The sequence below is a fragment of the Streptomyces candidus genome, from assembly GCF_014207445.1.
In the GTDB taxonomy this organism is placed as follows: domain Bacteria; phylum Actinomycetota; class Actinomycetes; order Streptomycetales; family Streptomycetaceae; genus Streptomyces; species Streptomyces candidus.
Map to the genome: position 1 here is coordinate 618728 of NZ_JACHEM010000002.1, position 25915 is coordinate 644642.

Here is a 25915-nt window from a genome sequence, read left to right on the forward strand (position 1 = left end):
CAGGTACCGGACGGGCTTGTCCGTGGCCCGGTGGGTAAGGTTGCCCTTACTCGCTGACGCCCCCTGGAGGATCCGTATGCCCCTGACCGCCCCGCCGCCCGCCGGGACGACCCGTCGGCCCCCGCGCATCGCGCGACCTCGGCCCGTGGAACGGACAGGTAGTGCCTGGGTGGCGCGGGCCCTGGCGGAGGACGACTTCTGGGGGGCGGTGCGGCGGGCGGGCGGCGGACCGGTGATCGAGCCCGACCCGGCGGGCGACGGGACGTACCGGGTGGTCACCTTCCTGTGGCGGGGCAGCGAAGCGACCCGTGCCGTGCTCGTCATGCCGAACAAAATCGTCGACCCGCGGGACCTGCCGCGCAACCTGATGGAGCACGTGCCGGGCACGGACGTCTGGCACTGGTCGGTGCGGATGAGGGCGGACTGGCGGGCCACGTACGCGTTCTGCGTGGACGAGGGGGGCGGGCCCGAGGGGGACGGGTACTGGGCGTGGCTGCGTGGCAGGCAGCAGGGCGACCCGCTCAACGCGCGTACTCTGGCGCGCCGTTGGGGTGGTGACCCGGTCTCGTACGTGGAACTGCCGCTCGCTCCGGCCGGGGACGGCTGGCAGCGGCGGGCGGGGGTGCCCCGAGGCACCGTCAGTGCGCACGTCGTGCGCAGCGATCTGCTCGGCAACGAGCGGCCGGTGCACGTGTACGAGCCGCCGGGCGGCGGGCGCGACCTGCCGGTGCTGGTGCTGCTGGACGGCGAGATGTGGCAGCCGGGGCTGGACGTCGCGGCACTGCTCGACAACCTGATCGCGGACGGCCGCATCCCGCCGCTCGTCGCCCTGCTCCCCGAGTCGCTGAGCGCGGAGCAGCGGTGGGACGAACTCGCCTGCAACGAACGCTTCGTGGGATTCCTGGAACGCGAGCTGCTGCCGTGGGCGGGGGAGCGGTGGCCGGTGACGGGCGATCCGGCCCGGACGGTAGTGGCCGGACAGAGTCTGGGCGGGCTGACCGCCGCGTACGCCGCGGTGTGCGCGCCGCAGCGGTTCGGGAAGGTGCTGGCGCAGTCGGGGTCGTTCTGGTGGCCGGACGAGCCCGGCCCGGCGCGTTCGGAATGGCTGACCGGGCGGATCGCCGCCGCCGAGCGGTTGCCCGTCCGGTTCTGGCTCTCGGTCGGCGAGCAGGAGTGGGTGGGTCTGCCCGCCTCGCGCCGACTGCGCGACACCCTGGCACGCAAGGGGTACGACGACGCCGCGTACCGGGAGTACAACGGAGGGCACGACTACCTGTGCTGGCGCACCGAACTCGCCGACGGGCTGGTCGAGTTGCTGAAATGACGGCACATGACGAGGGAGGGGGCCGCTGCCCGGGCGGCCCCCTCCCTCCGGGTCACGCGGGCGACTCCTGCAGGTGCGCCAGGCACTGCCCGTACGCGGCCGGGCCGTGCACCGTATCCCAGCCCTCGGGGACCGCGCGGAAGACCGGCCAGAGGGAGTACGCGCCGTGCGTACTGCGCAGCACCAGATGGGTGGGCTCCGCGTCCGCACTCGTCCCGGGCGGATCGAAAGGCGACCGTGTCGTCATGCGTGGTCCAACTCCTTGAGACGTGCGGCCAGTACGGCACAGACCTCGTCCAGGCGGGCGGGCTGCGTCAACTCCGGGTGCAGGCAGTCCAGATCACGGTTGATGAGCCGGCCGCCGATGTACGGGTCCCATGCCCGCGACGTCAGCCAGTCCTCGGCGCGGGGGGCCGCGGCGGTGAAGAACAGTACGTCGCCCTCGAAGCGCCGGTGCTCGTGCGCCCGCATGAGACGCGCGTTGTTCACGACGATGTCGACCACCGCGGACAGCGTGCGGTCCGGCAGCCCGGCCAGCGCGCTGCCCTCGCGGTGCAGGGTGGCCAGCACGTCCTCGCGGGTGAGTTCGTCCGTACGGTCGTAACCGGCCATCCGCAGCAGGGCGGTGAGCGCGTCCGTCTCGGCGGGAATCGCCGAGTCCCGCCACTGGTCGGACGGGTACGCGTCGAGCAGCGCCAGCAGCTCGACCTCCTCGCCCGCCTCCTGCAGCTTGACCGCGACGGTGTGCGCCAGCACTCCGCCCACCGACCAGCCGAGCAGCCGGTAGGGGCCGTGCGGCCGGACGGTGCGCAGGGCGTCGATGTACTCGGCGGCCATCTCCTCCATGGTGGCGGGGAGAGACACATCCGGGTCGCCGGACAGGCCACGGGCCTGCAGGCCGTACACCGGCTGGCCCGGGTCGAGCCGTGACAGGAGCCCCGAGTAGCACCAGCTGATGCCGCCCGCCGGGTGGAACGCGAACAGCGGAGTGCGGTCGCCGGTGGCGCGCAGGGGCAGCAGCAGGTCCAGGGCATGGTCCGACGCAGCGTTGCCCGCGTCGAGCTGGGCGGCGAGGGAGGCCGGGGTCTGCGCCTGGAAGAGAGTGCCGATGGTGAGCTCCGCGCCCAGGGTGGTACGGACGCGGGTCACCAGACGGGCCGCGAGCAGCGAGGTGCCGCCCAGGTCGAAGAACGCGTCGTCCACACCGACCCGGTCCAGGCCGAGGACCTCCGCGAAGAGCCGGCCGAGGGTCTCCTCGCGGTGGTTGGCGGGTGCCCGGCCGCCTTCGGCGGTACCGGCCGACGCCGGAGCGGGCAGGGCCCGCCGGTCGAGCTTGCCGTTGGGGCTGAGCGGGAAGTCGTCGAGCACGACGATCGCGCCGGGCACCATGTGCTCCGGAAGGGAGCGGGCCAGCCGGGCGCGCAGGGCCGCCGGATCGGGGGCCGCCCCGCCCGCCGGGGTGACGTATCCGACCAGGCGCTGGTCACCGGGCCGGTCCTCGCGGACCAGGACGCCCGACGCGCCGACCGCCGGATCCTTGGCCAACTCGGCCTCGATTTCGCCGAGCTCGATGCGCTGGCCGCGCAGCTTCACCTGGTGGTCCGTGCGGCCCAGGTACTCGACCTCGCCGTCGGCCGTCCAGCGTGCCAGGTCGCCCGTGCGGTACATCCGGGTGCCGGGCGCGCCGTACGGGTCGGCGACGAAGCGCGACGCGGTGAGAGCGGGTCGGCCGAGGTAGCCGTCCGCCAACTGCACGCCCGCCAGGAAGAGTTCGCCGGGAACACCCGGCGGGCACGGCTGGAGGGCCGCGTCCAGGACGTACAGCCGGGTGTTCCATACGGGCCGCCCGATCGGCACGGGGCCCGATCCGCCGGTGGCGCACGGGTGGTACGTCACGTCGACGGCCGCCTCGGTCGGCCCGTACAGGTTGTGCAGCGGGACGCCGTCCCCCAGGACGCGGCCGAACTCGCGGACCGTCTCGCGGGGGAGCGCCTCGCCGCTGCAGAAGACGTGCCGCAGCCCGGTGCAGGCCGAGGCGGCGGGCTCGCCGAGGAACACCTGGAGCATGGACGGCACGAAGTGGCAGACGGTCACGGCCTGTTCGCGGACGGTCCGGGCCAGGTACGCCGGGTCCTTGTGGCCGCCGGGCTCGGCGACGACGAGCGTCGCACCCACCCGCAGCGCCCAGAAGAACTCCCACACGGAGACGTCGAAGCCGGAGGGGGTCTTCTGCAGCACCCTGTCGCCGGCCCCGATCGGGTACTCGTGCTGCATCCAGCGGAGACGGTTGTCGATCGCCGCGTGCGGGACGACGACCCCCTTGGGGCGCCCCGTCGACCCCGACGTGTAGATGACGTACGCCGGGTCACGCGGGCCGGGCGCGGAGGAGGGGTTCGCCGTGGGGTACCCGGAGATGTCGAGCCGGTCCAGGGCGATCGCCGGCACGCCCGTGGCCGGGACGCGGCCCGGACGGTCCGCAACGACACAGGCCGGTTCGGCGTCGGCCAGCATGTACGCGAGCCGGTCCGCCGGGTAGTCCGGATCGAGGGGAAGGTACGCGCCGCCCGCCTTGAGCACGGCGAGGAGTGCGACCACCAGGTCCAGCGAGCGCGGTACGGCGACCGCGGCGAGCGCGCCCGGCCGGACGCCCGACTCCGCGAGTCGGTGCGCGAGTTGGTTGGCGCGGGCGTTGAGCTGTGCGTACGTGAGCCGCTCGCCGCCGAAGACGAGAGCGGTGGCGTCCGGGGTCCGGGCCGCCTGCTCCTCGATCGGGCCGATCAGTGTGCTCGCCGGGACCGGACGGCCGGTGGCGTTGAACTCGTGGAGAACCTGGGCCAGTTCGCTCTCGCGGGCGATGCTGTGCACGGCGAGCGGGGTGTGCGGGCCGGTGTGGGCGACGCGCTCCAGGAGCTCCAGGAAGCGGGATTGGTGGAGGGCGAGCTCGTCGGGTCCGTACAGGGCCGGATTGCCGTCGTAGTCGATGCGCAGCCCGCTGCCGTCGGTGCGGTCGTAGACGTTGACGGTGAGGTCGTCGACGGGGCCCGCGGAGAGGTTGTGGGCCTCGGCGCGGGCGCCCCCGAAGGTCAACTCGTAGTCGAACGGCATGATGTTGACCAGCGGCCCGACCAGGGAGCGTCCCTCGCCGAGGAGGCCGAGGTCACGGCGGATGTCCTCGTACCGGTAGCGCTGGTGGCGGCGGGCGGCGCGGATGCCGAGCACCACCTGACGGGTCAGCTCGGCGAAGGTGGCGGAGGGGGACACGGTGAGGCGCAGCGGCAGCACGTTCATCACCATGCCGGGGACGCGCAGAGCGACCGAGCCCATGCGGCCCATCATCGGCAGGCCGAGCACTACTTCGGAGCTGTGGGTGGCCCGGGACAGGTACAGCGCCTGGGTGGCGATCAGCACCTCCGGCCACGTCGCCTTGATCGACGACGCCAGTTCGCGCAGCCGGTCGGTGGCGAGCGGCGAGAGGTGTGCGGTGCGGCGGTGGAAGGTGCGGGAGGGCAGCGCGGTGCGCCCGGCCAGGTTCGGCGCCTCGGGGCGGTCGGCGAACGCGCCGTCCCAGAACCGGCGGTCCTTGTCGTACGTCTCCGACACCTGGTAGCCGGCGTCCTCCTCGACCAGGTCCGCCAGTCGGGCGAACGGGCTGCCGGAAGGCGGCTCGCCGGCCGCCAGCGCGGTGTAGACCTCAGCGGTGCGGCGGGCGAGCAGGGAGTAACCGAAACCGTCCATCACGAGGTGGTGCACGCGCTGGTACCAGAGCCAGCGGTTGTCGGCGACCCGCAGCAGGGCGTGCGCGAAGAGCGGGCCGCGGGCCAGGTCGACCGGGGTGGCGAGGTCGGCGCGCATCCAGGCGTATGCGTCCGCGACGGGGTCCGGACCGGAACGGAGATCGGCGATGTGGAGCGGCAGTTCGAGGTCGTCGATCTCGAACTGCCGTGGCCCGCCGTCCCCTTCGGCGACGCGCACGCGCAGGGCGTCCGCCTCGGAGGTGACCTGTCGGAGGGCACGGGCGAAGACCTCGGGATCCACGGGTCCGTGGATCTCCAGGCACTCCGCGGTGTTCTGTGCCGGGCTCTCCGGGTCCAGTGCCTGGGCGAACCACATCCCGGACTGGGCGGCGGTCAGTGGCAGTCCTGCGGCCGGGAGGCGGTTGACCGTGCCGGTGTCCGCTGTGCGGGCGTCCGTCATGAGACCGCCCCCAGGAGGGCGGCCCAGGCCTCGACGGCGGGCTTCTCCGCCAGGTCGACGAAGGACGCGGTGGTCCCGTGGTCGCGGCGCCACCGCTCCACGAGGGTCATGATCCGCATCGAGTCCAGGCCGTAGTCGACGAGGTTTTCGTCGACGGGTATGTCCTGCGGGTCCTCGCCCAGGACGTCGGCGACGTCGGCGCGTATCTGCTCGACGGTGAGGGTCGGGTGGGCTGCCATGTCGTCAGATCCCCTTCAGGACTGTGTCGGTGGTGGTCACGACCGCACACCGGCCGGCCGCGTACGTCAGCGCCATGTCGTGGTCCGCGCGGGAGAAGTCGGCGACCGCGTCCGCGACGACGAACGCCTGCACGTCCCGCATCCACGCGTCGCACGCGGTCATCAGAACCCCGATGTGCGCGTACACGCCGACGACCACGATCTGGTCGCGGCCCGCCTCGCGCATCCGCTGCTCCAGGTCGGTGCGGACGTATGCGCTGTACTTCCACTTGGTGATCACGGTGTCGCCGGGTTCCGGGGCGACCGGGCCCGCGATGGCCTTGGCGTGCTCGTCGTCCGGCAGGCCGGGACCCCAGAAGTCCTGCTGGAGGCCGCGTTCGGCGGGGGACTGGCCGCCGGGCTGCGCGGAGTACAGGACGGGGATCCCGGCGGCGCGCGCGGCCTTCGCCAACCTGCCCACGTTGGCCAGGAGTTCGGTGGTCGGAGAGGTGCCGGGGGTGTACGCCGTCAGGAAGTGGTTCTGGAGGTCGTGGACGAGCAGCACCGCCCGCTGCGGGTCGACGGTCCACGCGACCCGGTTCTCGGGCAGCTCGTCCGGGGCGGGCATGCGGTACGGGGCGACGGCGGGGAGGGCCATGGGTGGGGGCCTTTCGGTAGTGCGGGGCGGTGCGGTGCGTTCCGGGGGCGGGCTCAGCCCTGTGGGGCGGTGGCGATGTTCCGCTGGTCCTTCTTGCTGATCTTGCCGATGCCGGTCTGCGGGAACGCGGTCACGAACTCGACGCGGTCGGGGACCTTGAACGCCGCGAGCCCCTTCTCCCGGACGAACTTCTTGACCGCCACGGGCTTCAGCGGCTCGGCGCCGGTGCGCAGGATCACGTACGCCAGCGTGCGCTCGCCGAGGAACTCGTCGGGGACGGCCACGAGCGAGACGTCGTGCACCGAGGGGTGGCCGAGGATGATGTTCTCGATCTCCTCCGGTGCGATCTTCTCGCCGCCCCGGTTGATCTGGTCCTTCGCCCTGCCCTCGACGATCAGGTGGCCGGTGGGAGTACGCCGCACGATGTCGCCGGTGCGGTAGAAGCCGTCGGCGGTGAACGCGCGGGCGTTGTGCTCCGGTGCCCGCCAGTACCCACGGATGGTGTAGGGGCCGCGGGTCAGCAGGTGTCCGCTCTCGCCCTCGGACACCTCCATGTCGGCGTCGTCGACGATGCGGATCTCGTCGTCGGCGGAGATGGGCAGGCCCTGGGTGGTGACGATGGTCTCCGGATCGTCGTCCAGCCGCGTGTAGTTGACGAGCCCCTCCGCCATGCCGAAGACCTGCTGGAGCGTGCAGCCGAGGGCGGGGCCCACGCGCCGGGCGGCCGACTCGCTGAACTTCGCGCCGCCGACGAGCAGGACTTCGAGGCTGGAGAGGTCGTACGGAGTGCCGGCCGCCGACTCGGTCCAGACGAGGGCGAGCGGCGGGACCACACCGGTGATCGTGACCCGCTCGCGCTCGATGAGGGGGAACGCGGTGGCCGGGTCCGGCTGCGGACACATCACGACGCGCCCGCCCGCGTACAGGACCCCCAGCGAACCGGGCGAGGAGAGCGGGAAGTTGTGGGCGGCGGGGAGGGTGACGAGGTAGACGGAGTCCGCGGTGACGTGGCAGAGCTCGTTGGAGCCCCAGAGGGAGTAGAGGTAGTCGTCGTGCGTGCGCGGGATCAGTTTGGGGACGCCGGTGCTGCCGCCGGAGAGCTGGAGGAAGGCGAGATCGGAGGGGGCGGGCCCGTCGCACTGCGTCGCGTCCAACGGCACGTCGCCGAGGGCGGTGTGCACTCCGGGCTCTCCCACGACGAACACCTCGCGCAGGGTGGGGACGTCGGCGCGGATCGCGGCGGCCAGGTCACGGTGGTCGAAGCCGCCGGACCTGTCCGGGATCACGTAGGCGACGGCCTCGGTGAACTCGCAGAAGTAGCGGATCTCGGTCTCGCGGTGCGCGGGGAGAGCGAAGACCGGGAGGGCGCCCAGGCGGAAGAGGGCGAAGATCACTTCGAAGAACTCGGCTACGTTGGGGAGCTGGACGACGACCCGGTCGCCCTTGGCAATGCCCCGCGCGGCGAAGCCCGCGGCCAACCGGGTCGCGCGGTCGTGGAGTTCGGCGTACGTCCAGTTGCGGTCGCCGTCGGTGACGGCGACGCGGTCCGGGTGGGCCTCGGCCCGGGTGCGGAGCATCTCGCCGAAGGTTTCGCCCCGCCAGTAGCCGGCGGCGCGATAGCGGGCGGCGTAGTCGGCGGGCCAGGTGGGGGCGTCCGGGGTGGCCGGAGTGTCAGGCAGCACGGGGGTCCTCGGCAGGGGGCGGGGGGCTGAGTGGGCGCGCGTTGCTCCAGGTACGGCAGCGCGGGCGACGCGGGTGGGGCGCGGCGCGGGCGGGCCGGAAGGTGCCTGCCCGGTGCGGGGGCGCTGTGCCCGCCCGCGGGCGTCCTGCGGAACTTGTCCGCGGTCCGGCGGGCGGGCACAGCGGAGGCGGGACTACTTGGCGGCCATGGCCTTCTTGATGTCGTCCAGGACGGACATCGCGGCCTGGGCGCCGCCGAGGCTGGTCCACTTCGAGCCGTCGATCTCGGTGACGTGGCCCTTCTCGACCGCGTCGAGCTGCTGGTACGCGGGCTTCTTCTTCAGCTCCGCGAACGGCTTCGCGTCCTTGCCCTGCGAGGACAGGGTGCCGATGAACAGCCAGTCGGCGTCGATCTGCTTGATGTCCTCGTCGCTGAGCGGCGTCGAGTGGCCCTGGCCCTTCTCGTTCTGGATACCGGGGCGCTTGAAGCCGAGCTCCTTGACCACGTCGGAGATGAACACGCCCTGCTGCATGACCGCGGTGCCCTTGGCGGAGTAGCGCGCCACCGACACACTCGCGTTGGCGTTCTTGCCGAGGGACGTCTTCACCTCGGCGAGCTTGGCGTCGTACCCCTTGAGGAACTCGGCGGCCTCGTTGGACTTGCCGAGGACCTTGCCGGACAGTTCGAAGGACTTCTTCCAGTCCTTCTTCTTGTCGATGGTGACGACGGTCGGCGCGACCTTCTGGAGCTGCGCGAGCACCTGCTTGTCGGCGAGCTGTCCGGCCAGGATGAGGTCCGGCTTGGCCTGGATGACCTTCTCGATGTCCGGGCCGGTCACGGCGCCGACGACCGGTATGCCCTTCGCCTGGTCCGCGAGGTAGCCGGGCGCGCCCTTCTGGCCCCGGCCCGCGGTCAGGCCGACCGGCTTGACGCCGAGGGCGAGCGCGGAGTCCAGGTCCATCTCGCTGAGGACGACGACGCTCTTCGGTGCGGCCGGGACCTTGACCTCGGCACCGGTCGCGTCGGTGACGGCGACCTGGTCCGCGTTCTTGGCCTGCGTACCGGAACCCGAGCCCTTCCCGGAGCCGGAGTCGTCCGAACCGCAGGCGGAGAGGGTGAGCGCGGAGGCCAGGGTGACGGCCGCAACCGCGGTCAGCCGGGCGCGCGGGGTGAGGTTCGAGGACATTCCGTGATCTCCATGCTGGTGAGGCGAAGTGATGCCGGAACGGGTTGTATCCGGACATACGGGGTGGCTCTTTCCGTGTCTGGGCATGCCGAACCGGCCCCGTGGCAGCAGGGAGTTCGGGAGCCCCGACCAGGGGTTCCACAACGTGGTTAGGTTAGGCTAACTTCATGTTGGTTGCACAAGAGGGGCGGGTCCCGGAGTCCGGATCCGAACCCCCCATACCGGGTTCGGCGAAGCCCCGCACGGCGCTCCGCACCAGGCTTCACCGTCCCACCCTGTGGGCCGCCGCCGCCCTGGTCGTCGTGCTGCTGGCGCTCTGCGTGCTGTCGCTGCTGATCGGCTCGGGCTCGAATCCGATGGCCAGGGCGTGGGGGTTCCTGACGGGCGATCCGGCCGCCCGCGCCGACGCACAGATGCGGCTGGCCGTCCTGGACGTGCGTATGCCGCGCACCCTCGCCGGGCTGCTGGTCGGCATCGCGCTCGGCGTGTCCGGCTGTCTCCTCCAGGCCGTCACCCGTAACCCGCTCGCCGAGACCGGACTTCTCGGCGTCAACTCCGGTGCCGCACTGGGCGTGGTGATCGGACTCACCTACTTCGGGGTGAACTCGGCGTACGGGGTGCTGGTCTGGGCCCTCGCCGGCGGCATGGCCGCGAGCGCGGTGGTGCTGATGCTCGCCGCGTCGGGCCGCTCGGCGGGCTCACCGCTGCGGCTGGTGCTCGCCGGGTCCGCGCTCGGCGCCACCTTCCACGGGGCGACCTCCTACGTCCTGCTCGGCACCCAGTCGACGTTCGACACCTACCGCTACTGGACCATCGGCTCCCTCGCCGGCATCGAGACCAAGGACACGTACCCGCTCGTGCCGCTGATCGCGGTGGGCCTGGGAATCGCGTTCTGCTGCGTCAGGCCGCTGGCAGCGCTGGGTCTCGGTGACGACAGCGCGCGTTCGCTGGGGCACCACCCCGGGCGGGTCCGGCTGACGGTGGCGGTGGCGGTGACGCTGCTCGCCGGTTCGGCGGTCGCGCTGGCCGGGCCGATCGCCTTCCTCGGACTGCTCGCCCCGTACGCCGCGCGGGCCGTCACGGGGCCGCGGATGGCCGGACAGTTGGTGCTGTCGGGACTCTTCGGGGCGGTCGTGATGATCGTCGCGGACCTGCTGGCCAGGGTCGTCATCCGGCCGTGGGAGACGCCCGTGAGCGTGCTCCTCGCGTTCATCGGCGGGCCGCTGCTCATCTGGATCGCGCGCTCGCAGCGCATGTCGACGGCGGGAGCGAGCGCGTGAGCACGGAACACGCACAGGACGCGCAGACGCGGGACGCCGGGGGCGGCGTCCCGGACGCAGGCACCACCCAGGCGTCCCCGCCGTCCCTCACCCCGCCCGACTCCACGCCGGTGCGCCTCGGCGCCCTCTCCTGGCTCTTCCCGTACCGCAGCGCCCTGGCCGCCCTCGGGATGGCGGTGGTCATCGGCCTGATCGTGACGCTGGCCGCGTTCGCCAGCTCCACCGGGATGAGCTTCTCCGACACCGTTTCCGGCCTGCTCGGAACGGGCGATTCCGCGACGGTGATGCTCGTGCAGGAGTTCCGCCTGCCGCGCATCGCCGTCGGCCTGATGGTCGGCGCGGCGCTCGGCATCGCCGGCTGCCTCACCCAGACCCTGGCCGGCAACCGGCTCGCCACCCCCGACGTCATCGGCGTCAACGACGGCGCCACCATGGCCGTCGTCGCCTCCGTCGTCGGCTCCTCCACCGGCATGATCGGCGACTGGTGGCTCGGTCCGCTCGGGGCCGCCGCCGCTGCCATGGTCGTCGTCCTGTGCGCGGGCGGTGCCGGGCGCGGCGGCTACCGCATCCTCGTCGTCGGCATCGGCGTCTCCACGTTCATCGGCGCGGTCACCGACCTCGTCATGTCCCGCGAGAACGACAACACCGCGGGCGGCGTCTTCCTCTGGACGGTCGGCTCCCTCAACGGCCGCGACTGGGGCGTCGGAACCCCCCTCACATACCTCCTGCTCCTCCTCGTGCCGCTCGCGCTCGTCGCGGGCAGCCGCCTGCAACTCCTGCGCTTCGACGACGACATGGCCTCCACGCTCGGTGTGAACGTCCGCCGGGTGCGCGCCGTGGCTCTCCTCCTCGCCGTCGCCCTGGCCGGTATCGCCGTCGGCATCGGCGGCCCGATCGGTTTCGTGGCGCTCGCCGCGCCCGTACTCGCCGCCCGGCTCACCGGGCCCACCCGGGTACCCGTCGTCGGCTCGGCGCTGGCGGGCGCGGCCCTCGTCGCGGGAGCGGACGCCCTCGGCCGGGTCATCGCGCCGGTGGAGATCCCGGTCGGGGTCGTCACCAGCGTGCTCGGCGGCCCGTTCCTGCTGTGGGTCCTGTTCGGCAAGAAGTCGTCCCCGGCGCCCCCCGCCGCATCGCAGAAGACCGGAAAGGCCTGACCCCCGTGGAACTGACCGTAGAGGCCCTCACCGCCGGATACCCCGGCCACCCCGTCGTCACCGGCGTCGACCTCACCGTCCCCAGCGGGCAGGTCGTCGCGATCGTCGGCCCCAACGGCTGCGGCAAGTCCACCCTGCTGCGCGCCGTGGCCCGCCTCCACAAGCCGGAGTCCGGCACGGTGCGGGCGGGCGAGAAGGACGTCTGGCAGCTCACCCAGCGCGCGGCCGCCCACCGCATCGCCCTGCTCGCCCAGTCCCCCCAGGCCCCCGAGGCGGTCACGGTCGCCGGTCTCGTACGGTACGGCCGCCACCCGCACCAGGGCCTGTTCCGGCAGTGGTCGCGCGAGGACGAGAGGGCCGTACGGGAGGCACTGGAGGCCACCGGGACGACCGCCCTCGCCGAGCGCCGCCTCGACCAGCTCTCCGGCGGCCAGCGCCAGCGCTGCTGGCTGGCGATGGTCCTCGCCCAGCAGACCCCCATCGTGCTCCTCGACGAGCCGACCAGCGCACTCGACCTCGGGCACGCCGTCGAAGTGCTGTCGCTGGTACGGGAGGTGGCCGCGGCAGGCCGTACCGTCGTCATGGTCCTGCACGACCTCGCCAGCGCCGCCCGCTACGCCGACACCGTCGTCGCCATGAACGCCGGCCGCATCGTCGCCCAGGGGCCCGCCCGTGACGTGGTCACCGCCTCCCTGGTCAAGGAGCTGTACGGCATCGACGCCGACATCCTCCGCGCCCCGGGCGACGGCTCGCCCGTCGTCGTACCGGTCGCCGCCAGCGCGGGCACGCCCGCGGCCGCGGAGACTACGCCCGTCGGCTGACCGCGAAGTCCACCGCCGTCCACGCCAGCCCCACCGCCCCCTCCAGCATTGCCCGTTCGGCGGCCGGGGTGGCGCCGGCGGCCGTGAACTCCGGCTGATGCGGGCCGCTCGCACCGCTGCCGATGTCCAGCATCGGGTGGATCGACGGCACCGCGTGCGACACGTTGCCCATGTCGGTCGACGCGAACGGCCCGCGCACCCGCGGCTCGGGCCGCCCCAGTTCCCGTGCGTTCGCCGCCCACAGGGCTGCCAGCTCCGGATCGGTGCGGAAGTCGAGATAGTCCGGCGAGGGCTGGACGAGGTCGATCCCGCAGCCGGTGGCCAGTGCCCCCGCGCGGAAGCAGTCCTCGACGCGGGCGCGCAATTCCCCGAGCTCCGCCACGGTGGGGGTGCGCAGCGCGTACGCGGCCCGCGCCAGGTCGGGAACCGCGTTGAGCGCGGTGCCGGCCTCGGTGGTGATGCCGTGCACCTTCCAGTCGCCGGGCAGGTGCTGCCGCAGCAGCCCGAGCGCGACCTGCGCGACGGTGAGCGCGTCGGCCGCGTTGCGTCCGTCCTGCGGGTTCATCGCCGCGTGCGCCGCCTTCCCCCGGTACGTCACCTCCAGCGACCCCATCGCGAAGGACCGGAAGTCGGTCAGCTCGAACGGTCCCGGGTGGATCATCATCGCCGCGTCCACCCCCTCGAAGGCCCCCGCGTCGAGCAGCAGCTGCTTGCCGGCCCCGCGCTCCTCGGCGGGAGTCCCCAACACCCGGACGGTGAGCCCGAGTTCGTCGGCGTACGGTGCGAGCGCGAGCGCCGCGCCGACGCCTGCGCCCGCGATCAGGTGGTGCCCGCACGCGTGCCCCATGCCCGGCAGTGCGTCGTACTCGCAGGCCAGGGCGACCGTTACGGGACCGCCGCCGACGGTCGCCGCGAACGCGGTGCCGAGGCCGTACGCCGGGGCCGTGACCGCGAAGCCGTGCCCGCGCAGCACGTCCGCGCACCACGCCGCCGCCCGGTGCTCCTCGAAGGCGGTCTCGGGGTGCGCGTGGATACGGCGGCTGAGCGCGAGGATCTCCTCGCGCACCTGCCCGGCCCTCGCCCGGACCGCTGCCCTGACGTCTGGCGCGTTCTTCCCGACGCCGTCGCTCTCCGGCACGTGTCGTCCTCCTGGCCTTGGCTTTCGTACTGTCCCGGCCACCCTACGGCCGCCCGCGGTGCGGGCGGCGAAGCGGGCGGGGCGGTCTTCCGGCCGGCCGGAACCGGTGCGCCGGGCCCTTACACGCGAGGTGGCCGCGCCTGCCGACCAGGAGCAACTGGGCGCCCTGGCACGCCGGTTGCGCGGGTCCTGCGGCGCGACCCTGCGCTCGCCCGGTTACCGGCACCCCGAAGCGCCGCCCGGCCCGCCCCCTCGGGCACGCCGTCCGTCGCTGCCGCGGAAACTTCTCCGGGGGCGCGTGTCACACTTCGACTCCCCGCTTCGTCAACCTTGTTGGATACGCCGGGCGGCGTGCCTACTCTGAAGTTCCGTACGAGGGGGTCACATGGGCGAGGACAGCGACGGAGTGCTCGGTCAGGGCGACAGGACCCGGTCGGGGCCGCCCGGCAAGGGCGAGCGGCTGGCCGACTGGGCGGACGGACGGCTCGGCCTGTACGCGCTGGCCAAGGCCAATATGCGCAAGATCTTCCCGGACCACTGGTCCTTCATGCTCGGCGAAATCTGCCTCTACAGCTTCCTGATCATCATCCTCACCGGCATCTACCTCACGCTGTTCTTCGAACCCAGCAGTGCCGAGGTCGTCTACCACGGGTCGTACACCCCGCTCAACGGCGTCCGGATGACCCGGGCCTACGAATCCACCCTGGACATCAGCTTCGAGGTGCGCGGCGGGCTGCTGATCCGCCAGATCCACCACTGGGCCGCACTCGTCTTCGTCGCCGCGATGCTCGTGCACATGATGCGGGTCTTCTTCACCGGAGCCTTCCGCAAACCGCGCGAACTCAACTGGCTGTTCGGCTGGACCCTGCTGTTCCTCGGCGTGATCACCGGTCTGACCGGCTACTCGCTCCCCGACGACCTGCTCTCCGGCACCGGGCTCCGCTTCGCCCACGGGGCGATCCTCTCCGTCCCGGTCGTCGGCACGTACCTCGCCTTCTTCCTGTTCGGCGGCGAGTTCCCGGGCGACGACATCATCGCCCGGCTGTATCCGATCCACATCCTGCTGCTGCCGGGGATCATGCTGGGGCTGGTCGTCGCGCACCTGATCCTGGTCTTCCACCACAAGCACACCCAGTTCGCGGGCCCCGGACGTACCGAGAGGAACGTGGTCGGGGCGCCGTTCCTGCCCGTCTACACCGCCAAGGCCGGCGGCTTCTTCTTCCTCGTCTTCGGCGTGCTCTCGATCGTTGCCGCCACCTTCTCCATCAACCCGGTCTGGGCGCTCGGCCCGTACCGGCCCGACCACGTGTCCACCGGGGCACAGCCCGACTGGTACCTCGGCTTCTCCGAGGGGCTGATCCGGGTGATGCCCAGCTGGGAGATCAACGCCTGGGGGCACACGCTCGAACTCGGGGTGTTCATCCCGTTCACGCTCTTCCCGCTGATCATGGCAGCCATCGCGGTGTACCCGTTCATCGAGGCATGGGTCACCAAGGACAAACGCGAACACCACATCGCCCAGCGCCCCCGCAACGCCCCGGCCAGGACAGGGCTCGGCGTGGCCTGGCTGACGCTGTACTTCGTGCTGCTGATCGGCGGCGGCAACGACATCGTCGCCACCAGCTTCGACCTGTCGATCAACGCCATCACCTGGTTCGTGCGGATCGCCGTCTTCGCCGGGCCCGCGCTCGCCTTCGTGATCACCCGGAGGATCTGTCTGGGGCTCCAGCACCGGGACAGCGAGAAGGCGCTGCACGGCAGGGAGAGCGGCACCATCAAACGGTTGCCGCACGGCGAGTTCGTCGAGATCCACACCCCTCTGAGCCAGGCCGAACTGCACACCCTGACCGCGCACGAGCAGCCCACCCCGTACGAGATCGGACCGGAGGTCGACGCCAACGGCGTACGGCGACAGATCAAGCGCTCCGACCGGCTGCGGGCCCGGCTCTCGAAGGCGATGTACGGGCCGGGAACGCACGTGCCGAAGCCGACCGTGGAGGAGTACCGGGCGCTGCACGGCGCACACGGACACGGGGAGGGAGAGCGCGACGGCGACGTACAACGGCACTGAGACGCCGGGGGCGGGACCCAAATTCTGCTTATGATCCGCCGGTCCCCGCCCCGCTATGCTGAGCCGGTGTTCGATTCGAGGCACATCAAGACCTTCCACGAAGTGGTCCGCACCGGCTCCTATTCGGCCGCCGCCCGCGCGCTCGGCTACACCCAGCCCGCGATCACCCAGCAGATGAAGGCCCTCGAACGCGAGGTGGGCACCCCCCTGTTCACCCGCGCCGGACGCGGTCTGCGCCTCACCGAGGCGGGCGAGACGCTGTCGCGCCACGCCGCCGCCATTCTCGACACCATGGCCACCGCCCAGCAGCAGATGACCGCGCTGACCCGGCTGCACACCGGGCGGGTACGGGTCTGCGCGTTCCCCAGCGCCAACGCCACCCTCATCCCCGAGGCCATGGCCCGGCTCGCCGCCGGGCACCCCGGGGTGCGGGTCGAGCTGAGCGAGGACGAGCCGCCCGAGTCGCTGCACCGCCTGGTGCGCGGCGAGTGCGACATCACGCTGGCCTTCACCTACCCGGGGTCGCACGAGGACGTCCCCGAAGAGGTGGTGGAGACACCGCTCCTGGAGGACCAGCTCCTCGTTCTGCTGCCGACCCGCCATCCCCTCACCAGGCGGCGCACCGTCGGACTCGCCGACCTGGCCGAGGAGAAGTGGATCGCCGGCTGCCTGCGCTGCCGGGTCAACTTCCTCCACGAGTGCGCCGAGAACGGCTTCGCCCCCGACATCGCCTTCACCACCGATGACAACCTGGTGGTGCAGAGCCTGGTCGCCGAAGGGCTCGGGATCGCGATGATGCCGGGTCTCGTACTGAACTTCCTGCGCCACGAGAAGGTGACCGGGCGGGCGCTCGCCCCCGCCTCCAGGCGTCGGATCTCCGCGTACGTCCTGCGGGAGCACCTGCGGATACCGGCCACCGCTCTCGTGCTCGACGAGCTGAGGACGGTCGCCGCCAACAAGGTCGGCTGCTGACCGGCCGCCTCCGGACAGCGTCCCGCTCCACGGACCCATAAGCAGAACGTGGGGCACGGCGTACGAATCCGCGTTGGACGTGATGGATCGGGCGGCGTCACGCTGCCGGTATGACCACGATTTCGACCGCCCGTACGGCTGTACGTACGACGCCCCGCCTGGACGCTCTCGTCGCCTCGGTGCGCGAGGCCGTGGACCAGGGGCTGTCGCCCGACCTCACCGCCCACCTCGTCGGAGAACGCCTCGCCCCGCACCTCGGCGCCGCCGACCTCCTCACCCCGGAGCAGCGGGAACCGGACCCCGCCTGCTACCGCCAGCACCTCCTGCACGCCGAGGGCGACGGCAGCTTCTCGGTCGTCGCCCTCGTCTGGCTGCCCGGCCAGGGAACCTGCGTCCACGACCACGTCTCCTGGTGCACCACCGGGGTCCACACCGGCGAGGAGCGCGAGCGCCGCTACCGGCTGGTCCCCGCGGGTCCCGGCGTCGAGGCACACCTCGTCGTCACCGAGGACGTCGTCAACCCGGAGGGCGCCGTCTGCGGGTTCGCCCCGCCCGGCGACATCCACAAGGTCTGGAACGCCGGCGAGGACGTCGCGACGTCCCTGCACGTGTACGGCGCCGACATATCCCGCATCGGCTCCAGTGTGCGCCGTGTGTACGACCTCCCGGCCGACCGCTGATGGCCCTCCTGCGCGAACGCCCGGCCGCACCGGCCGCCACCTCCGCGGCCCCCCGCAACGCGCCCGGTCTCGCGCTCGCCGCCCTCGGCGTCGCACTGGCCTGGACGGTGCACCAACTCCTGCCCGGTATCCCGATGCTGACCACCGCGGTCGTCCTCGGCATCACCGTCGCCCACCTGCCTTTCGCGCGCTCCCTCGTCCGAGGCGGAGCGCGCCCCGGCCTGACCTTCGCCGGTAAACGGCTCATGCGCGTCGGTATCGTCCTGCTCGGTCTCAAGCTCGGCCTGGGCGACGTCCTGGGAATCGGCTGGGCGACCGTCGCCATGGTCCTCGCCGTGGTCGCCGCCACCTTCTTCGGCACGTGGTGGCTCGGCCGCCGGATGGGACTGCCCGGCGACCAGCCCCTGCTGATCGCCACCGGGTACGCGATATGCGGGGCGTCCGCCATCGGCGCGGTCGCCGACGCCACCGACAGCGACGAACGCGACACCGCCACCTCCGTCGCGCTGGTGACCCTGTGCGGCACCCTCGCCATCGCCGTACTCCCGCTGCTGCACGGGCCGTTGGGGCTCACCGACGCCGAGTTCGGGCGTTGGGTGGGGGCGAGCGTGCACGACGTCGGGCAGGTCGTCGCCACCGCCCAGACCGCCGGGCACGGCGCGCTCGGCGAAGCGGTCCTCGTCAAGCTGATGCGGGTCGCGCTGCTCGCGCCGCTGGTCGCGGCCGTCGCCCTGTCCGTACGCAAGCGGCGCAAGGACGGCGCTGCGGCCTCCGGACGCACACGCCCCCCGCTGGTACCGCTGTTCGTCGTCGGCTTCCTCGCCATGGTCGCGCTGCGCAGCACCGGCCTGCTCCCGCAGTACGCGCTCGACGCCGCGCACCACGCGCAGGAACTCCTGCTGGCCGCAGCCCTGTTCGGGCTCGGCAGCGCCGTCCACCTGCCCTCCCTCACCCGGACCGGTGGGCGCGTCGCCGGACTGGGACTGTGCGCGTGGCTGGTCGTCGCAGGAGTCTCGTACGGAGGCGTGCTGCTCACAACCGGCTGAGAGCATAGGAGAGTTGGCGTTCAGGTGTGGTCGTCGGCCGAGGAGCCGCAGGATGACCGCCACCGGTCCCGGTCCGTTCCTCGGGGGCGCTGTGCGGCAGGGCGCCGGCGCGGGCGAGGACGACGAGGCGCCGTCGCCCGTCCTGGCGCCGGCGTCCGCTCGCCCGGCGCATTCCCGACCTTGCATCCGCCACCCCGGACCTCGGCCGCCCCGTGCACACAACGCCGGTGGACTGGAACAGACACCCGGCACGGTGAATTCCGGAGGATCCCTCTCGGCATCCGCGCCGTAGGACTACGCTCGGAGATCCGATACTGCAAAGGGGATGGGATGAGCGTGTCCCGGCCACAGGAAGCGGTCCCCGGACCGTCGTTGCTGGAGCGCGAGGCCGAACTCACCGCCGCGACGAATGCGGTCGATGGGCTGCGCGCACAGGAACCGCGCGGCGGCGTGATCGTGTACCGGGGCGTGGCCGGCATCGGCAAGACCGCCCTGCTGGCGGAAGTGCAGCGGCTCGCCGGGCAGCGGGGCTGCTCGGTGTGGTCCGCACGCGGCGGCGAGACCCTCACGTCCGTCCCGTTCCACGTCGTCCGCCACCTGCTGCAGCCCGCGCTCACCACGACCGGCACCGCCGACGCCCGCGACCTCCTCGGTGAGCGGTACGCCAGCGTCGGGCCCGCCCTCGGCATCGCTCCGCCCAACAGCGAGGTGAAGGCCGACCCGCAGGGCGTACGGGACGGGCTGGACGTCCTGGTCGGCAGGCTCGCCGACGCGCACCGGCCGCTCGTGCTGGTCGTCGACGACGCCCAGTGGAGCGACCTGGAGACGCTCGGCTGGCTGGCCCACTACGCCGAACGCGGCAGTCGGCTGCCGGTGCTGATCGTCGCCGCGTACCGCACCAAGGAGGCGAGCGGCGAGACCGCGGCGCTGCTGCGCCGGCTCGACGGAGCGGCGGGGGAGAACGCCGTGGCACTCAGCGAACTCACCCCCGGCGCCACCGCGCGGCTCGCCCGCGCACAGCTCGGCGAGCACGCCGACGACCCGTTCTGCCGCGAGGTGTGGGCGGTCACCGGCGGCAACCTCTACGAGACGGTGGAACTGCTGGCCCGCGCCAGGGAAGCCGGCCTCGACCCGGTGGAGGAGTCCGCGGACTCGCTGCGTCCGCTGATCATGTCCGCCCGCGCGCCCGGCCTGGTCGAGCGCCTGATGGAGATGGGCACGATCACCGCGCACTTCGCCTTCGCCGCCGGGATCCTGGAGGCCGACATCTCCCTGGAACTCGCCGCGAAGCTCGCCAACATCACGGCCGAGGACGCCGCCGACTGCGCCGATCGGCTGCGCGGCGCCCGCATCCTGAGCGGCGGCGACGACGAACCGCTGAACTTCGTGCACCCCACGATCGCCCAGGCCGTCTACCGGGCGATCCCCCGAGGGCTGCGCACCGGAATGCACAGCGTCGCCGCCCGAAGGCTCACCCAGGCGGGACACGGGGCGGCAGCCGCGTCCCGGCACCTCCTCGAAGTGCCGCCCGAGGGCGACGAGGACCTCGTCGCGCAGATGCGGGCGGCGGCCGAGGAGTACTTCCTGGTCGGCGCCCCGGGTGCGGCCAGGCGCTGTCTGGAGCGGGCCCTGGACGAGCCGCCTCTGCCCACCGTCCTGGCCGCGGTCCAGTACGAACTCGGCAAGGTCATCCACCTCAGCGACCCCGCCGCCACCGTCGCACACCTCAAGGCGGCCCTCGACCGGCCGGGCCTCGACCACGAGCAGCAGGCCGACGCCGTCTTCCTGCTCTCCCAGGCACTCACCCACAACGACCAGGTCAGCGAAGCGGGCCGGATGGTCGCCGCGGCGGCCAACGCCGCACCCGCCGGACCGACCCGGATGCGCTTCACGACCATGCACTTCCTCTGGGAGGGCATCCTCGCCGCCGAGGAGGACGGCCCCGGCCGTTCCCGCCGCCTCGCCGAGGCCGCCGACCGGGTCGAGGGGCGCGACACCACCGAACAGGTACTGCTGATGCTCCGCGCCTTCGACGCGACGGCGTCGGGCGAGGACGCCCAGGTCGCGGTGAGCACCGGCGACCGCGCCCTGGTCAACGGAAGCCTTCCGGCCGGGCTGCGCTGGACCGACACCACCTGGGGCTTCGAACCGCTCGCGCTGCTCGCCCTCGGCTACACCTTCGCCGACCAACTCGACCGCGCGGACGCGCTGTTCACGGAGGCCCGCGAGGCGTTCACCGCTGCGGGCTGGAGCGGCGGCCATCTCGCCTTCGCGAACGCCCTCACCGGTTACCTCCAGCGCAGGCGCGGGAATCTGGAGCGGGCGGAGAGGGACCTGCGGGAGAGCCTGCGGCTGGCCGCCCAGGTGGGCAAGGGCCTGCCCATGCACTGGGACGCCGCCTGCATGCTCATCGACACCCTGCTGGCCCGCGGGCACGTCCAGCAGGCCCGCGAGGTCGCCGAGGACTTCGGTTTCGGCCCGCCCTACCCCTCCACGATCGTCGTCCCCGACGCCCCTTCGGTACGCGGGCGGCTGCTGCTCGCACTGGGCCGCACCAAGGAGGCCGTCGCAGAACTGGAGGCAACCGGGGCGGCGTTGACGCGACGGGGCCGCTACAACCCGGTCATGACGCCCTGGGCCGTCGACCTGGCACGCGCGGTGGCCCCCGAGGACCCGGCCAGGGCCGCCGAGCTGGCCGCCTTCGCCCGCCGGAGAGCCGAACGGTTCGGTACGTACACGGCGATCGGCGAAGCCCTGCGCTGTCAGGCCGCCCTGGCCGAAGGGCCCGAGGCCGCCGAACTGCTCCGGCAGGCCGTCCGGTGCCTGGAGGCCTCACCGTGCAAGTACGAGCACGCGGCGGCGCGCGTCGAATGGGGCGTCGCCGCCCGTTCCCGTACGGAACTGGAAACGGGCCGGAGCCTGGCCAGGGCCTGCGGAGCGGACGGGCTGGTGGCGACCGCGGACCTGGCGCTGGCGAACCTGTGACGGCCCGTCGGCGCCGGGCCCGCGGCCCCGCCGGCCGGCCTACCGCTCCAGATCCTTGTGCGCGCTCTCCGGCAGCCGCAGGAACACCGCCGACGACACCAGGCACAGCGCTGCCACGTACCACGGGAACAGCCCGGGACTGCCGATGTCCGTGAACAGGGTGCCCACGTACGGTGCGGTGCCGCCGAACAGCGCCACGGTCAGCGAGTACGGAAAGCCGATGCCCGAGGCCCGTACCTCGGCGGGGAAGATCTCCGCGTTCACCGCGGCCGAGATCGACGTGAACCCCGTCAGCAGCACCATCCCCGCGCAACTCACCAGTACCAGCGTCCCGAACGACACGCCGCCGTCCACGATCCCGAGCAGTGGTACGACCAGCAGCGCGAAACCGAGACCGAAGAACAGCAGCAGCGGCTTGCGTCCGAACCGGTCGGAGAGCAGCCCGCCGAGCGGTTGCAGCACCGCGAAGAAGGCCAGCGAGATCGTGCCCGCGAGCAGCGCGTCCGCCTTCTCGAAGCCGCCGTTGAGTTCCGCGTACGTCGGAAGGTACGAAGTCCACGTGTAGTACGAGAGCGTGCCGCCCGCGGTGATGCCGCAGATCAGCAGCGACTGGCGCGGATACCTGCGCAACGCGTCGAACAGGCCCGGACGCGGTGCCCGTTCCGCAGGCGCGTGCGTCTCGTGTGCCCCGCGCCTGATCCAGAACCCCACCAGACTCAGCAGCGCGCCCAGCACGAACGGGACCCGCCACCCCCAGCCGTCCATCTGCCCCTCGCTGAGGTTCGACACCAGCACCGCCGCGACACCGGAGGCCGCGAGCTGGCCGACCGTCGTGGACACGTACTGGAAGCTGGAGAAGAGCCCCCGGCACCCCGGTCCCGCCGACTCCACCAGGAACGTCGTCGATGCCGCGAACTCCCCGCCCACGGACAGCCCTTGGAGCAGCCGTGCGACCACCAGGACCACCGGCGCGAGAAGACCGGCCGAGGCGTACGTCGGGGTCAGCCCGACCAGCAGGCTGCTGCCGCCCATCAGCAGGATCGTCAGGGTCAGTGCGGTACGCCGCCCCCGCCGGTCCGCGACCGCGCCGAGCACGAGGCCGCCCACCGGCCGCATGAAGAAGCCCACCGCGAAGACCGCGAAGGCCGACAGCAGCGGGACCAGCGGGCTGCCCGCGCTCCTGGGGAAGACCTGCGCGGCGATGTACGTGGCGAGGAAGGTGTACGCGTACCAGTCGTACTACCACTCCACGGCATTGCCCACGGAGGCCGCGAGCAACTGGCGGGCCGGTTTCTGTGGGGGAGCGGCAGTCTTCAAGGTGTCTGTCATGGTCCCGACTGTTTCCCAGCATCGTGCCTGTTCACGCGCACTGCACCGTAGTTGAAACACCGCCGTCATCCTGGCCTGCGGCCCGGTGACGATCGACTTCGACGCCCTCGATTGCCGTGTCGCCGGATGGCTGAGCAGGTACGGACGGGCCGCTGGGGAGAATCTGGGGAGATCCAAATCGTGGAGAGGCTTCGACAGTCGCCTCACGCGACTCCACCCACCCACCGAGCGCAGCAAGCCCATGCTGCCCAGACTTCGGCATGAAGTGCACGTAGGTCCTCAACGTGAACGCAGGATCGGCATGCCCGAGCCATGCCGCGAGTTGCGTGATGGTCTCGCCCGCCTGCAACACGATCGACGCGAACGTATGCCGCGTCACGTGGAACCCTTCCTCGTGCGGCATGTCCCATACCGTGCGCGTCCACGGCCGTTTGCCGTTGCCGGCCACGAGCTCCACCTTTGGCTCGGGAATGACGCCCGCCCGGACTAGGGCCGGCTTCCACTTCTTCTCGTTGAACATGTTCCGGTGCACCGCACCACCGTTCCTACCCGTCCGGACCGCCGTCGTCACGAGCAGACGAACCGTTCGAAGAGGGCGCTGAGTCCATTCGAGGTTCGGACGGTCGGGGTCCACCCACGGCAGCGTCACCTCCAGCGTCGGGAACTCCTTGGCGTACTCCCTCACGGCTCGCGCGAGCTCCGGCGGGCAGGGTGCGACGCGCTCCTTGTTTCCCTTAGGAGGCCCGAACCCCAGATGCGACCCGACATGGACGATCTGCCGCACCACGTTGATCTCTGATCCGTCGATGTCATCGGGCGAGAACCCGAAGGTCTCGCCCTGGCGCAGTCCAGCCGCGATGCCGAGGTCGAGCAGGATCCGGTACCGGGCATCCATCTCCTTGCGGACCGCGGAAGCAGTCTCCTGGGGCCAGGCCTTCGCCTTAGACTTCGGCAGCCGCGGCGCCTTCAAGTCCTCGTCGCGGAATGGGTTCTCCGGAATCCTCTTGGCCTTGTACGCCGCCTGCATGATCGACGAGAAGTGCTGCCACGTTGTCACCAGAGTGGTGGTCTCGATCTTCTTCTCTGCCTTGGTCTGCCACAGTCGTACCTCGTCGTGACCGATGCGGTTCAGCGAGAGGTGCCCCACGTAGGGGAGGATGTGGTTGAAGACCCGGCCGCGCATCGAAATCTTCGTGGCGGGCGGCAGGCGCAGTGTCGGCCACCAGTGGGTCTCGACGTACTCCCGGAGTGTCATCTCTCCGAGGCGCGGGTCGTAGAAGGTGCCCCGGGAAGAGTCGGTCGCCGACTCCTTCAGCCACTTCTTCGCGTCGGCCTCGCGGACGAAGGAGCGGTCGCGCACTCCGGGGATGCCGGCGACCCGCCAGCGTTTTCCCTTTCCGTGGCGGGCCGTCTCGCGGCGTTTTCCTGTGCCGGGGTCGGGCTTCTTCGTGTACCAGCGGTCCTCGATGTAGCCCGGCATCCCGGCCCCCTGTGCGCTCTGTCAGACGGTACTCATGCTATCCGGGTGGGAGTTGTCGACTATCTCTCCGCCGTAGACCTGGAACCACTGGCCTCCGTCGAGGAAGTTGGCAACGGCCGGGTTGACGGCGCGCACGAACTGGGCTGCTGTGGCAGTACGTTCGATCCCGACGGAGACGAAGCCACGGCTTTCCCTGATCTCCACGTAGTCGCCGGGCTCCAAGTCGGCAAGGCTGAACTTGATGTCGAGTGAGAGGCAGCCGCCTGTGCGCCCGATGATGTCGTGGCGCCAGAGCTGGAACCAGCGTGCCCCGTCGAGGAACTCCTGCATCCCGCGGTTCAGGTCGTCGATGAGATCGGGGGCGCCGAATCCATCGGCGACTTCGATCCGGACTGCGCCGCGAGCTTCTGAGAAGTGAGCGCGTCTTCCGCTCGTGGTGGCCGGAACGAGTTCGTAGGTGACACTGAGCACTCTGCTGACCTCCCCGCCTAGTGGTGCACTTGAGCCGAAGCGGACGGAAGCGCACGGTCATGGAAGGCTACGACTACACGCCGTCGCCGACAATCGGTTCACGAAATGTCTACTCATGGACAATTGCGGTCACACGGCGCGGAGTTGCAGGAGGGGGTGCTACTCGCCTGACTCCCGGCGAGCACGCTCCTCCGCCTCGATCATCATGCGCCAGCGCAGAAGGTCTGCCTTCGTCTTGCCTGCCAGGTGACCGACGATGATGCGCACTTCCTCGTCGTAGCCCGCCAGCTCGGTGGCCTCGTACTCAAGCCACTGTGCCGCTGCCGCCTCCTTCACCTGCCAGAGGGGCCGGCCGATAGCGTTGGCGATGGCCTGCAGCTGTGCGATCGACGGCGGATTGACGGGGGGAGTCTTGACGAGTTTCTGGAGTGCCTGCTTCTGCAGACGAGTCCCTGTCTGGGTGTCGACCGCCCGGTTGGCCATGTCCTGGTAGGACAGCCCCTCGTCGTTCGCAGCCTGGATGAGGCGGGAAAGTGCTCCCATCTGAGACTCGGCCGCGCCTGTGGCGGCGGTGGCCGACGCCTTCATATCGTCATCCTCTCGGTTCACTCTTCCACCGTCTGTCTCTCTGAGTTTCGGATGGCACGAGGAAATTAGCAGGTCAGTCCGTACAACCTTCCGTCTTTGGGGACGGAGCGTCTACGGATCAATGCTATCCAGCCAGAGGTTTTACCGATACGCGACTATGAGTCGCCCCAAGTCTGTTGACGAGTCGCCCCTAGAGGGTTAAGTTGTAGGCAGTTAAAGGCACCTCTGCACAGGGGGAACCATTGAGTGTGCGCTACGCCCTTAGGGATCCGGACCTCCTCCGGAGGATCATGGAAACACCTGGTAGGGGCAGTCCTTACACCGTTCGCACCCTCGCCGAGGCGGCGGGTGTATCCCGCTCCCAAGTCGGCCGGCTCATCGCCGGAGGTCGACCCTCGCTAGAGGTCACCGAAGCCCACGCAGTTGCTGAGGCCCTCGGTGTCGCCGTGCTCGTCCTTTTTGCGCCCCCGTCATCCCCGAACCGGGGACGGAATGACACGGGTACCACCCCTACCTGAGGAGAACCGTGCCCAGGACAGCCAACGCTGCCCCACCGCCCCCGCCCGGACACGTGTGGACCAAGGATGCTGCTCGCCTTATGAGCCTCAGCGTCTCCACGCTCTGGAACTACCACCACCT

At 71.4% G+C, this 25915-nt stretch carries 20 protein-coding genes and 1 pseudogene; 10 read left to right on the top strand and 11 right to left on the bottom strand.

Going from position 1 to position 25915, the window contains the following annotated elements; genetic code table 11:
• Positions 1 to 76: 76 nt before the first annotated feature.
• Positions 77 to 1324, top strand: coding sequence for an enterochelin esterase (fes, locus tag HNQ79_RS05785; RefSeq protein WP_185027530.1), 1248 nt, complete (start codon positions 77 to 79; stop codon positions 1322 to 1324).
• A 52-nt stretch (positions 1325 to 1376) separates the two neighbouring features.
• On the opposite strand, the gene HNQ79_RS05790 is transcribed toward fes, so the two are convergent.
• From HNQ79_RS05790 to HNQ79_RS05815, 6 genes are all read right to left on the bottom strand, one after another.
• Positions 1377 to 1571 (bottom strand): MbtH family NRPS accessory protein, encoded by a 195-nt coding sequence (locus tag HNQ79_RS05790; protein ID WP_185027532.1) that lies wholly within the window; start codon positions 1569 to 1571, stop codon positions 1377 to 1379.
• Positions 1568 to 5518, bottom strand: a complete 3951-nt coding sequence (locus tag HNQ79_RS05795; RefSeq protein WP_185027534.1) for a non-ribosomal peptide synthetase — start codon at positions 5516 to 5518, stop codon at positions 1568 to 1570. Before HNQ79_RS05795 ends, HNQ79_RS05790 begins: the two co-directional genes overlap by 4 nt.
• Positions 5515 to 5757, bottom strand: coding sequence for a phosphopantetheine-binding protein (locus tag HNQ79_RS05800; RefSeq protein WP_185027536.1), 243 nt, complete (start codon positions 5755 to 5757; stop codon positions 5515 to 5517). Before HNQ79_RS05800 ends, HNQ79_RS05795 begins: the two co-directional genes overlap by 4 nt.
• Before the next feature lie 4 nt (positions 5758 to 5761).
• Positions 5762 to 6394 carry an isochorismatase family protein gene (locus HNQ79_RS05805; protein ID WP_185027538.1) on the bottom strand — a complete coding sequence of 211 codons (633 nt, stop codon included), beginning with the start codon at positions 6392 to 6394 and terminating at the stop codon, positions 5762 to 5764.
• A gap of 53 nt (positions 6395 to 6447) precedes the next feature.
• On the bottom strand, positions 6448 to 8076 hold the full coding sequence (locus tag HNQ79_RS05810; protein WP_190012327.1) for a (2,3-dihydroxybenzoyl)adenylate synthase: 1629 nt from the start codon (positions 8074 to 8076) through the stop codon (positions 6448 to 6450).
• A 192-nt stretch (positions 8077 to 8268) separates the two neighbouring features.
• A complete protein-coding gene (locus HNQ79_RS05815) occupies positions 8269 to 9261 on the bottom strand; it encodes an ABC transporter substrate-binding protein (RefSeq protein ID WP_185027540.1) in 993 nt (330 codons plus the stop codon).
• Between the two features lie 167 nt (positions 9262 to 9428).
• On the opposite strand from HNQ79_RS05815, the gene HNQ79_RS05820 reads away from it, so the two are divergent.
• The 3 genes from HNQ79_RS05820 to HNQ79_RS05830 are packed head-to-tail and all read left to right on the top strand — an operon-like array spanning position 9429 to position 12516.
• Positions 9429 to 10541, top strand: a complete 1113-nt coding sequence (locus HNQ79_RS05820) for a FecCD family ABC transporter permease (protein ID WP_185027542.1) — start codon at positions 9429 to 9431, stop codon at positions 10539 to 10541.
• Positions 10538 to 11695: a FecCD family ABC transporter permease gene (locus HNQ79_RS05825; RefSeq protein WP_373312449.1), complete on the top strand. Its 1158-nt coding sequence runs from the start codon at positions 10538 to 10540 to the stop codon at positions 11693 to 11695. Before HNQ79_RS05820 ends, HNQ79_RS05825 begins: the two co-directional genes overlap by 4 nt.
• A gap of 5 nt (positions 11696 to 11700) precedes the next feature.
• A complete protein-coding gene (locus HNQ79_RS05830; protein WP_185027544.1) occupies positions 11701 to 12516 on the top strand; it encodes an ABC transporter ATP-binding protein in 816 nt (271 codons plus the stop codon).
• On the opposite strand, the gene HNQ79_RS05835 is transcribed toward HNQ79_RS05830, so the two are convergent.
• Positions 12500 to 13654 carry a M20 family metallopeptidase gene (locus tag HNQ79_RS05835; protein ID WP_185027546.1) on the bottom strand — a complete coding sequence of 385 codons (1155 nt, stop codon included), beginning with the start codon at positions 13652 to 13654 and terminating at the stop codon, positions 12500 to 12502. The two genes, HNQ79_RS05830 and HNQ79_RS05835, sit on opposite strands and share 17 nt — an antisense overlap.
• Positions 13655 to 14039: 385 nt before the next feature.
• On the opposite strand from HNQ79_RS05835, the gene qcrB reads away from it, so the two are divergent.
• From qcrB to HNQ79_RS05860, 5 genes are all read left to right on the top strand, one after another.
• Positions 14040 to 15725 carry a cytochrome bc1 complex cytochrome b subunit gene (gene qcrB, locus HNQ79_RS05840; RefSeq protein ID WP_185027548.1) on the top strand — a complete coding sequence of 562 codons (1686 nt, stop codon included), beginning with the start codon at positions 14040 to 14042 and terminating at the stop codon, positions 15723 to 15725.
• A 66-nt stretch (positions 15726 to 15791) separates the two neighbouring features.
• Positions 15792 to 16697 carry a LysR family transcriptional regulator gene (locus HNQ79_RS05845; RefSeq protein WP_185027550.1) on the top strand — a complete coding sequence of 302 codons (906 nt, stop codon included), beginning with the start codon at positions 15792 to 15794 and terminating at the stop codon, positions 16695 to 16697.
• A 110-nt stretch (positions 16698 to 16807) separates the two neighbouring features.
• On the top strand, positions 16808 to 17377 hold the full coding sequence (locus HNQ79_RS05850; protein ID WP_185027552.1) for a cysteine dioxygenase family protein: 570 nt from the start codon (positions 16808 to 16810) through the stop codon (positions 17375 to 17377).
• On the top strand, positions 17377 to 18423 hold the full coding sequence (locus HNQ79_RS05855; RefSeq protein WP_185027554.1) for a YeiH family protein: 1047 nt from the start codon (positions 17377 to 17379) through the stop codon (positions 18421 to 18423). The genes HNQ79_RS05850 and HNQ79_RS05855 overlap by 1 nt, the downstream gene beginning before the upstream one ends.
• 330 nt (positions 18424 to 18753) lie before the next feature.
• Complete coding sequence (locus tag HNQ79_RS05860) at positions 18754 to 21408, top strand: AAA family ATPase (protein WP_185027556.1); 2655 nt, start codon at positions 18754 to 18756, stop codon at positions 21406 to 21408.
• A gap of 39 nt (positions 21409 to 21447) precedes the next feature.
• Here the strand turns inward: HNQ79_RS05860 and HNQ79_RS05865 are convergent.
• From HNQ79_RS05865 to HNQ79_RS05880, 4 genes and pseudogenes are all read right to left on the bottom strand, one after another.
• Positions 21448 to 22737: pseudogene (locus HNQ79_RS05865) on the bottom strand (MFS transporter).
• Between the two features lie 31 nt (positions 22738 to 22768).
• A complete protein-coding gene (locus tag HNQ79_RS05870; protein ID WP_185027558.1) occupies positions 22769 to 24217 on the bottom strand; it encodes a tyrosine-type recombinase/integrase in 1449 nt (482 codons plus the stop codon).
• A gap of 21 nt (positions 24218 to 24238) precedes the next feature.
• The gene (locus tag HNQ79_RS05875; RefSeq protein ID WP_185027560.1) at positions 24239 to 24688 is read right to left on the bottom strand and encodes a hypothetical protein; all 450 of its coding nucleotides are present in this window, start codon (positions 24686 to 24688) and stop codon (positions 24239 to 24241) included.
• 159 nt (positions 24689 to 24847) lie between these two features.
• Entirely contained in the window at positions 24848 to 25297 is a 450-nt protein-coding gene (locus HNQ79_RS05880; protein ID WP_185027562.1) for a hypothetical protein, read from the bottom strand.
• 269 nt (positions 25298 to 25566) lie between these two features.
• Between HNQ79_RS05880 and HNQ79_RS34745 the strand changes: the two genes are divergently transcribed.
• On the top strand, positions 25567 to 25794 hold the full coding sequence (locus tag HNQ79_RS34745; protein WP_376699968.1) for a helix-turn-helix transcriptional regulator: 228 nt from the start codon (positions 25567 to 25569) through the stop codon (positions 25792 to 25794).
• Positions 25795 to 25915 lie beyond the last annotated feature (121 nt).

What these genes read in the sequence shown, in the direction of transcription:
- fes (WP_185027530.1), top strand. Translation starts at nt 77, where the DNA reads ATGCCCCTGACCGCCCCGCCGCCCGCCGGGACGACCCGTCGGCCCCCG.
- HNQ79_RS05790 (WP_185027532.1), bottom strand. Translation starts at nt 1,571, where the DNA reads ATGACGACACGGTCGCCTTTCGATCCGCCCGGGACGAGTGCGGACGCG.
- HNQ79_RS05795 (WP_185027534.1), bottom strand. Translation starts at nt 5,518, where the DNA reads ATGACGGACGCCCGCACAGCGGACACCGGCACGGTCAACCGCCTCCCG.
- HNQ79_RS05800 (WP_185027536.1), bottom strand. Translation starts at nt 5,757, where the DNA reads ATGGCAGCCCACCCGACCCTCACCGTCGAGCAGATACGCGCCGACGTC.
- HNQ79_RS05805 (WP_185027538.1), bottom strand. Translation starts at nt 6,394, where the DNA reads ATGGCCCTCCCCGCCGTCGCCCCGTACCGCATGCCCGCCCCGGACGAG.
- HNQ79_RS05815 (WP_185027540.1), bottom strand. Translation starts at nt 9,261, where the DNA reads ATGTCCTCGAACCTCACCCCGCGCGCCCGGCTGACCGCGGTTGCGGCC.
- HNQ79_RS05820 (WP_185027542.1), top strand. Translation starts at nt 9,429, where the DNA reads ATGTTGGTTGCACAAGAGGGGCGGGTCCCGGAGTCCGGATCCGAACCC.
- qcrB (WP_185027548.1), top strand. Translation starts at nt 14,040, where the DNA reads ATGGGCGAGGACAGCGACGGAGTGCTCGGTCAGGGCGACAGGACCCGG.
- HNQ79_RS05850 (WP_185027552.1), top strand. Translation starts at nt 16,808, where the DNA reads ATGACCACGATTTCGACCGCCCGTACGGCTGTACGTACGACGCCCCGC.
- HNQ79_RS05855 (WP_185027554.1), top strand. Translation starts at nt 17,377, where the DNA reads ATGGCCCTCCTGCGCGAACGCCCGGCCGCACCGGCCGCCACCTCCGCG.
- HNQ79_RS05860 (WP_185027556.1), top strand. Translation starts at nt 18,754, where the DNA reads ATGAGCGTGTCCCGGCCACAGGAAGCGGTCCCCGGACCGTCGTTGCTG.
- HNQ79_RS05870 (WP_185027558.1), bottom strand. Translation starts at nt 24,217, where the DNA reads ATGCCGGGCTACATCGAGGACCGCTGGTACACGAAGAAGCCCGACCCC.
- HNQ79_RS34745 (WP_376699968.1), top strand. Translation starts at nt 25,567, where the DNA reads ATGGAAACACCTGGTAGGGGCAGTCCTTACACCGTTCGCACCCTCGCC.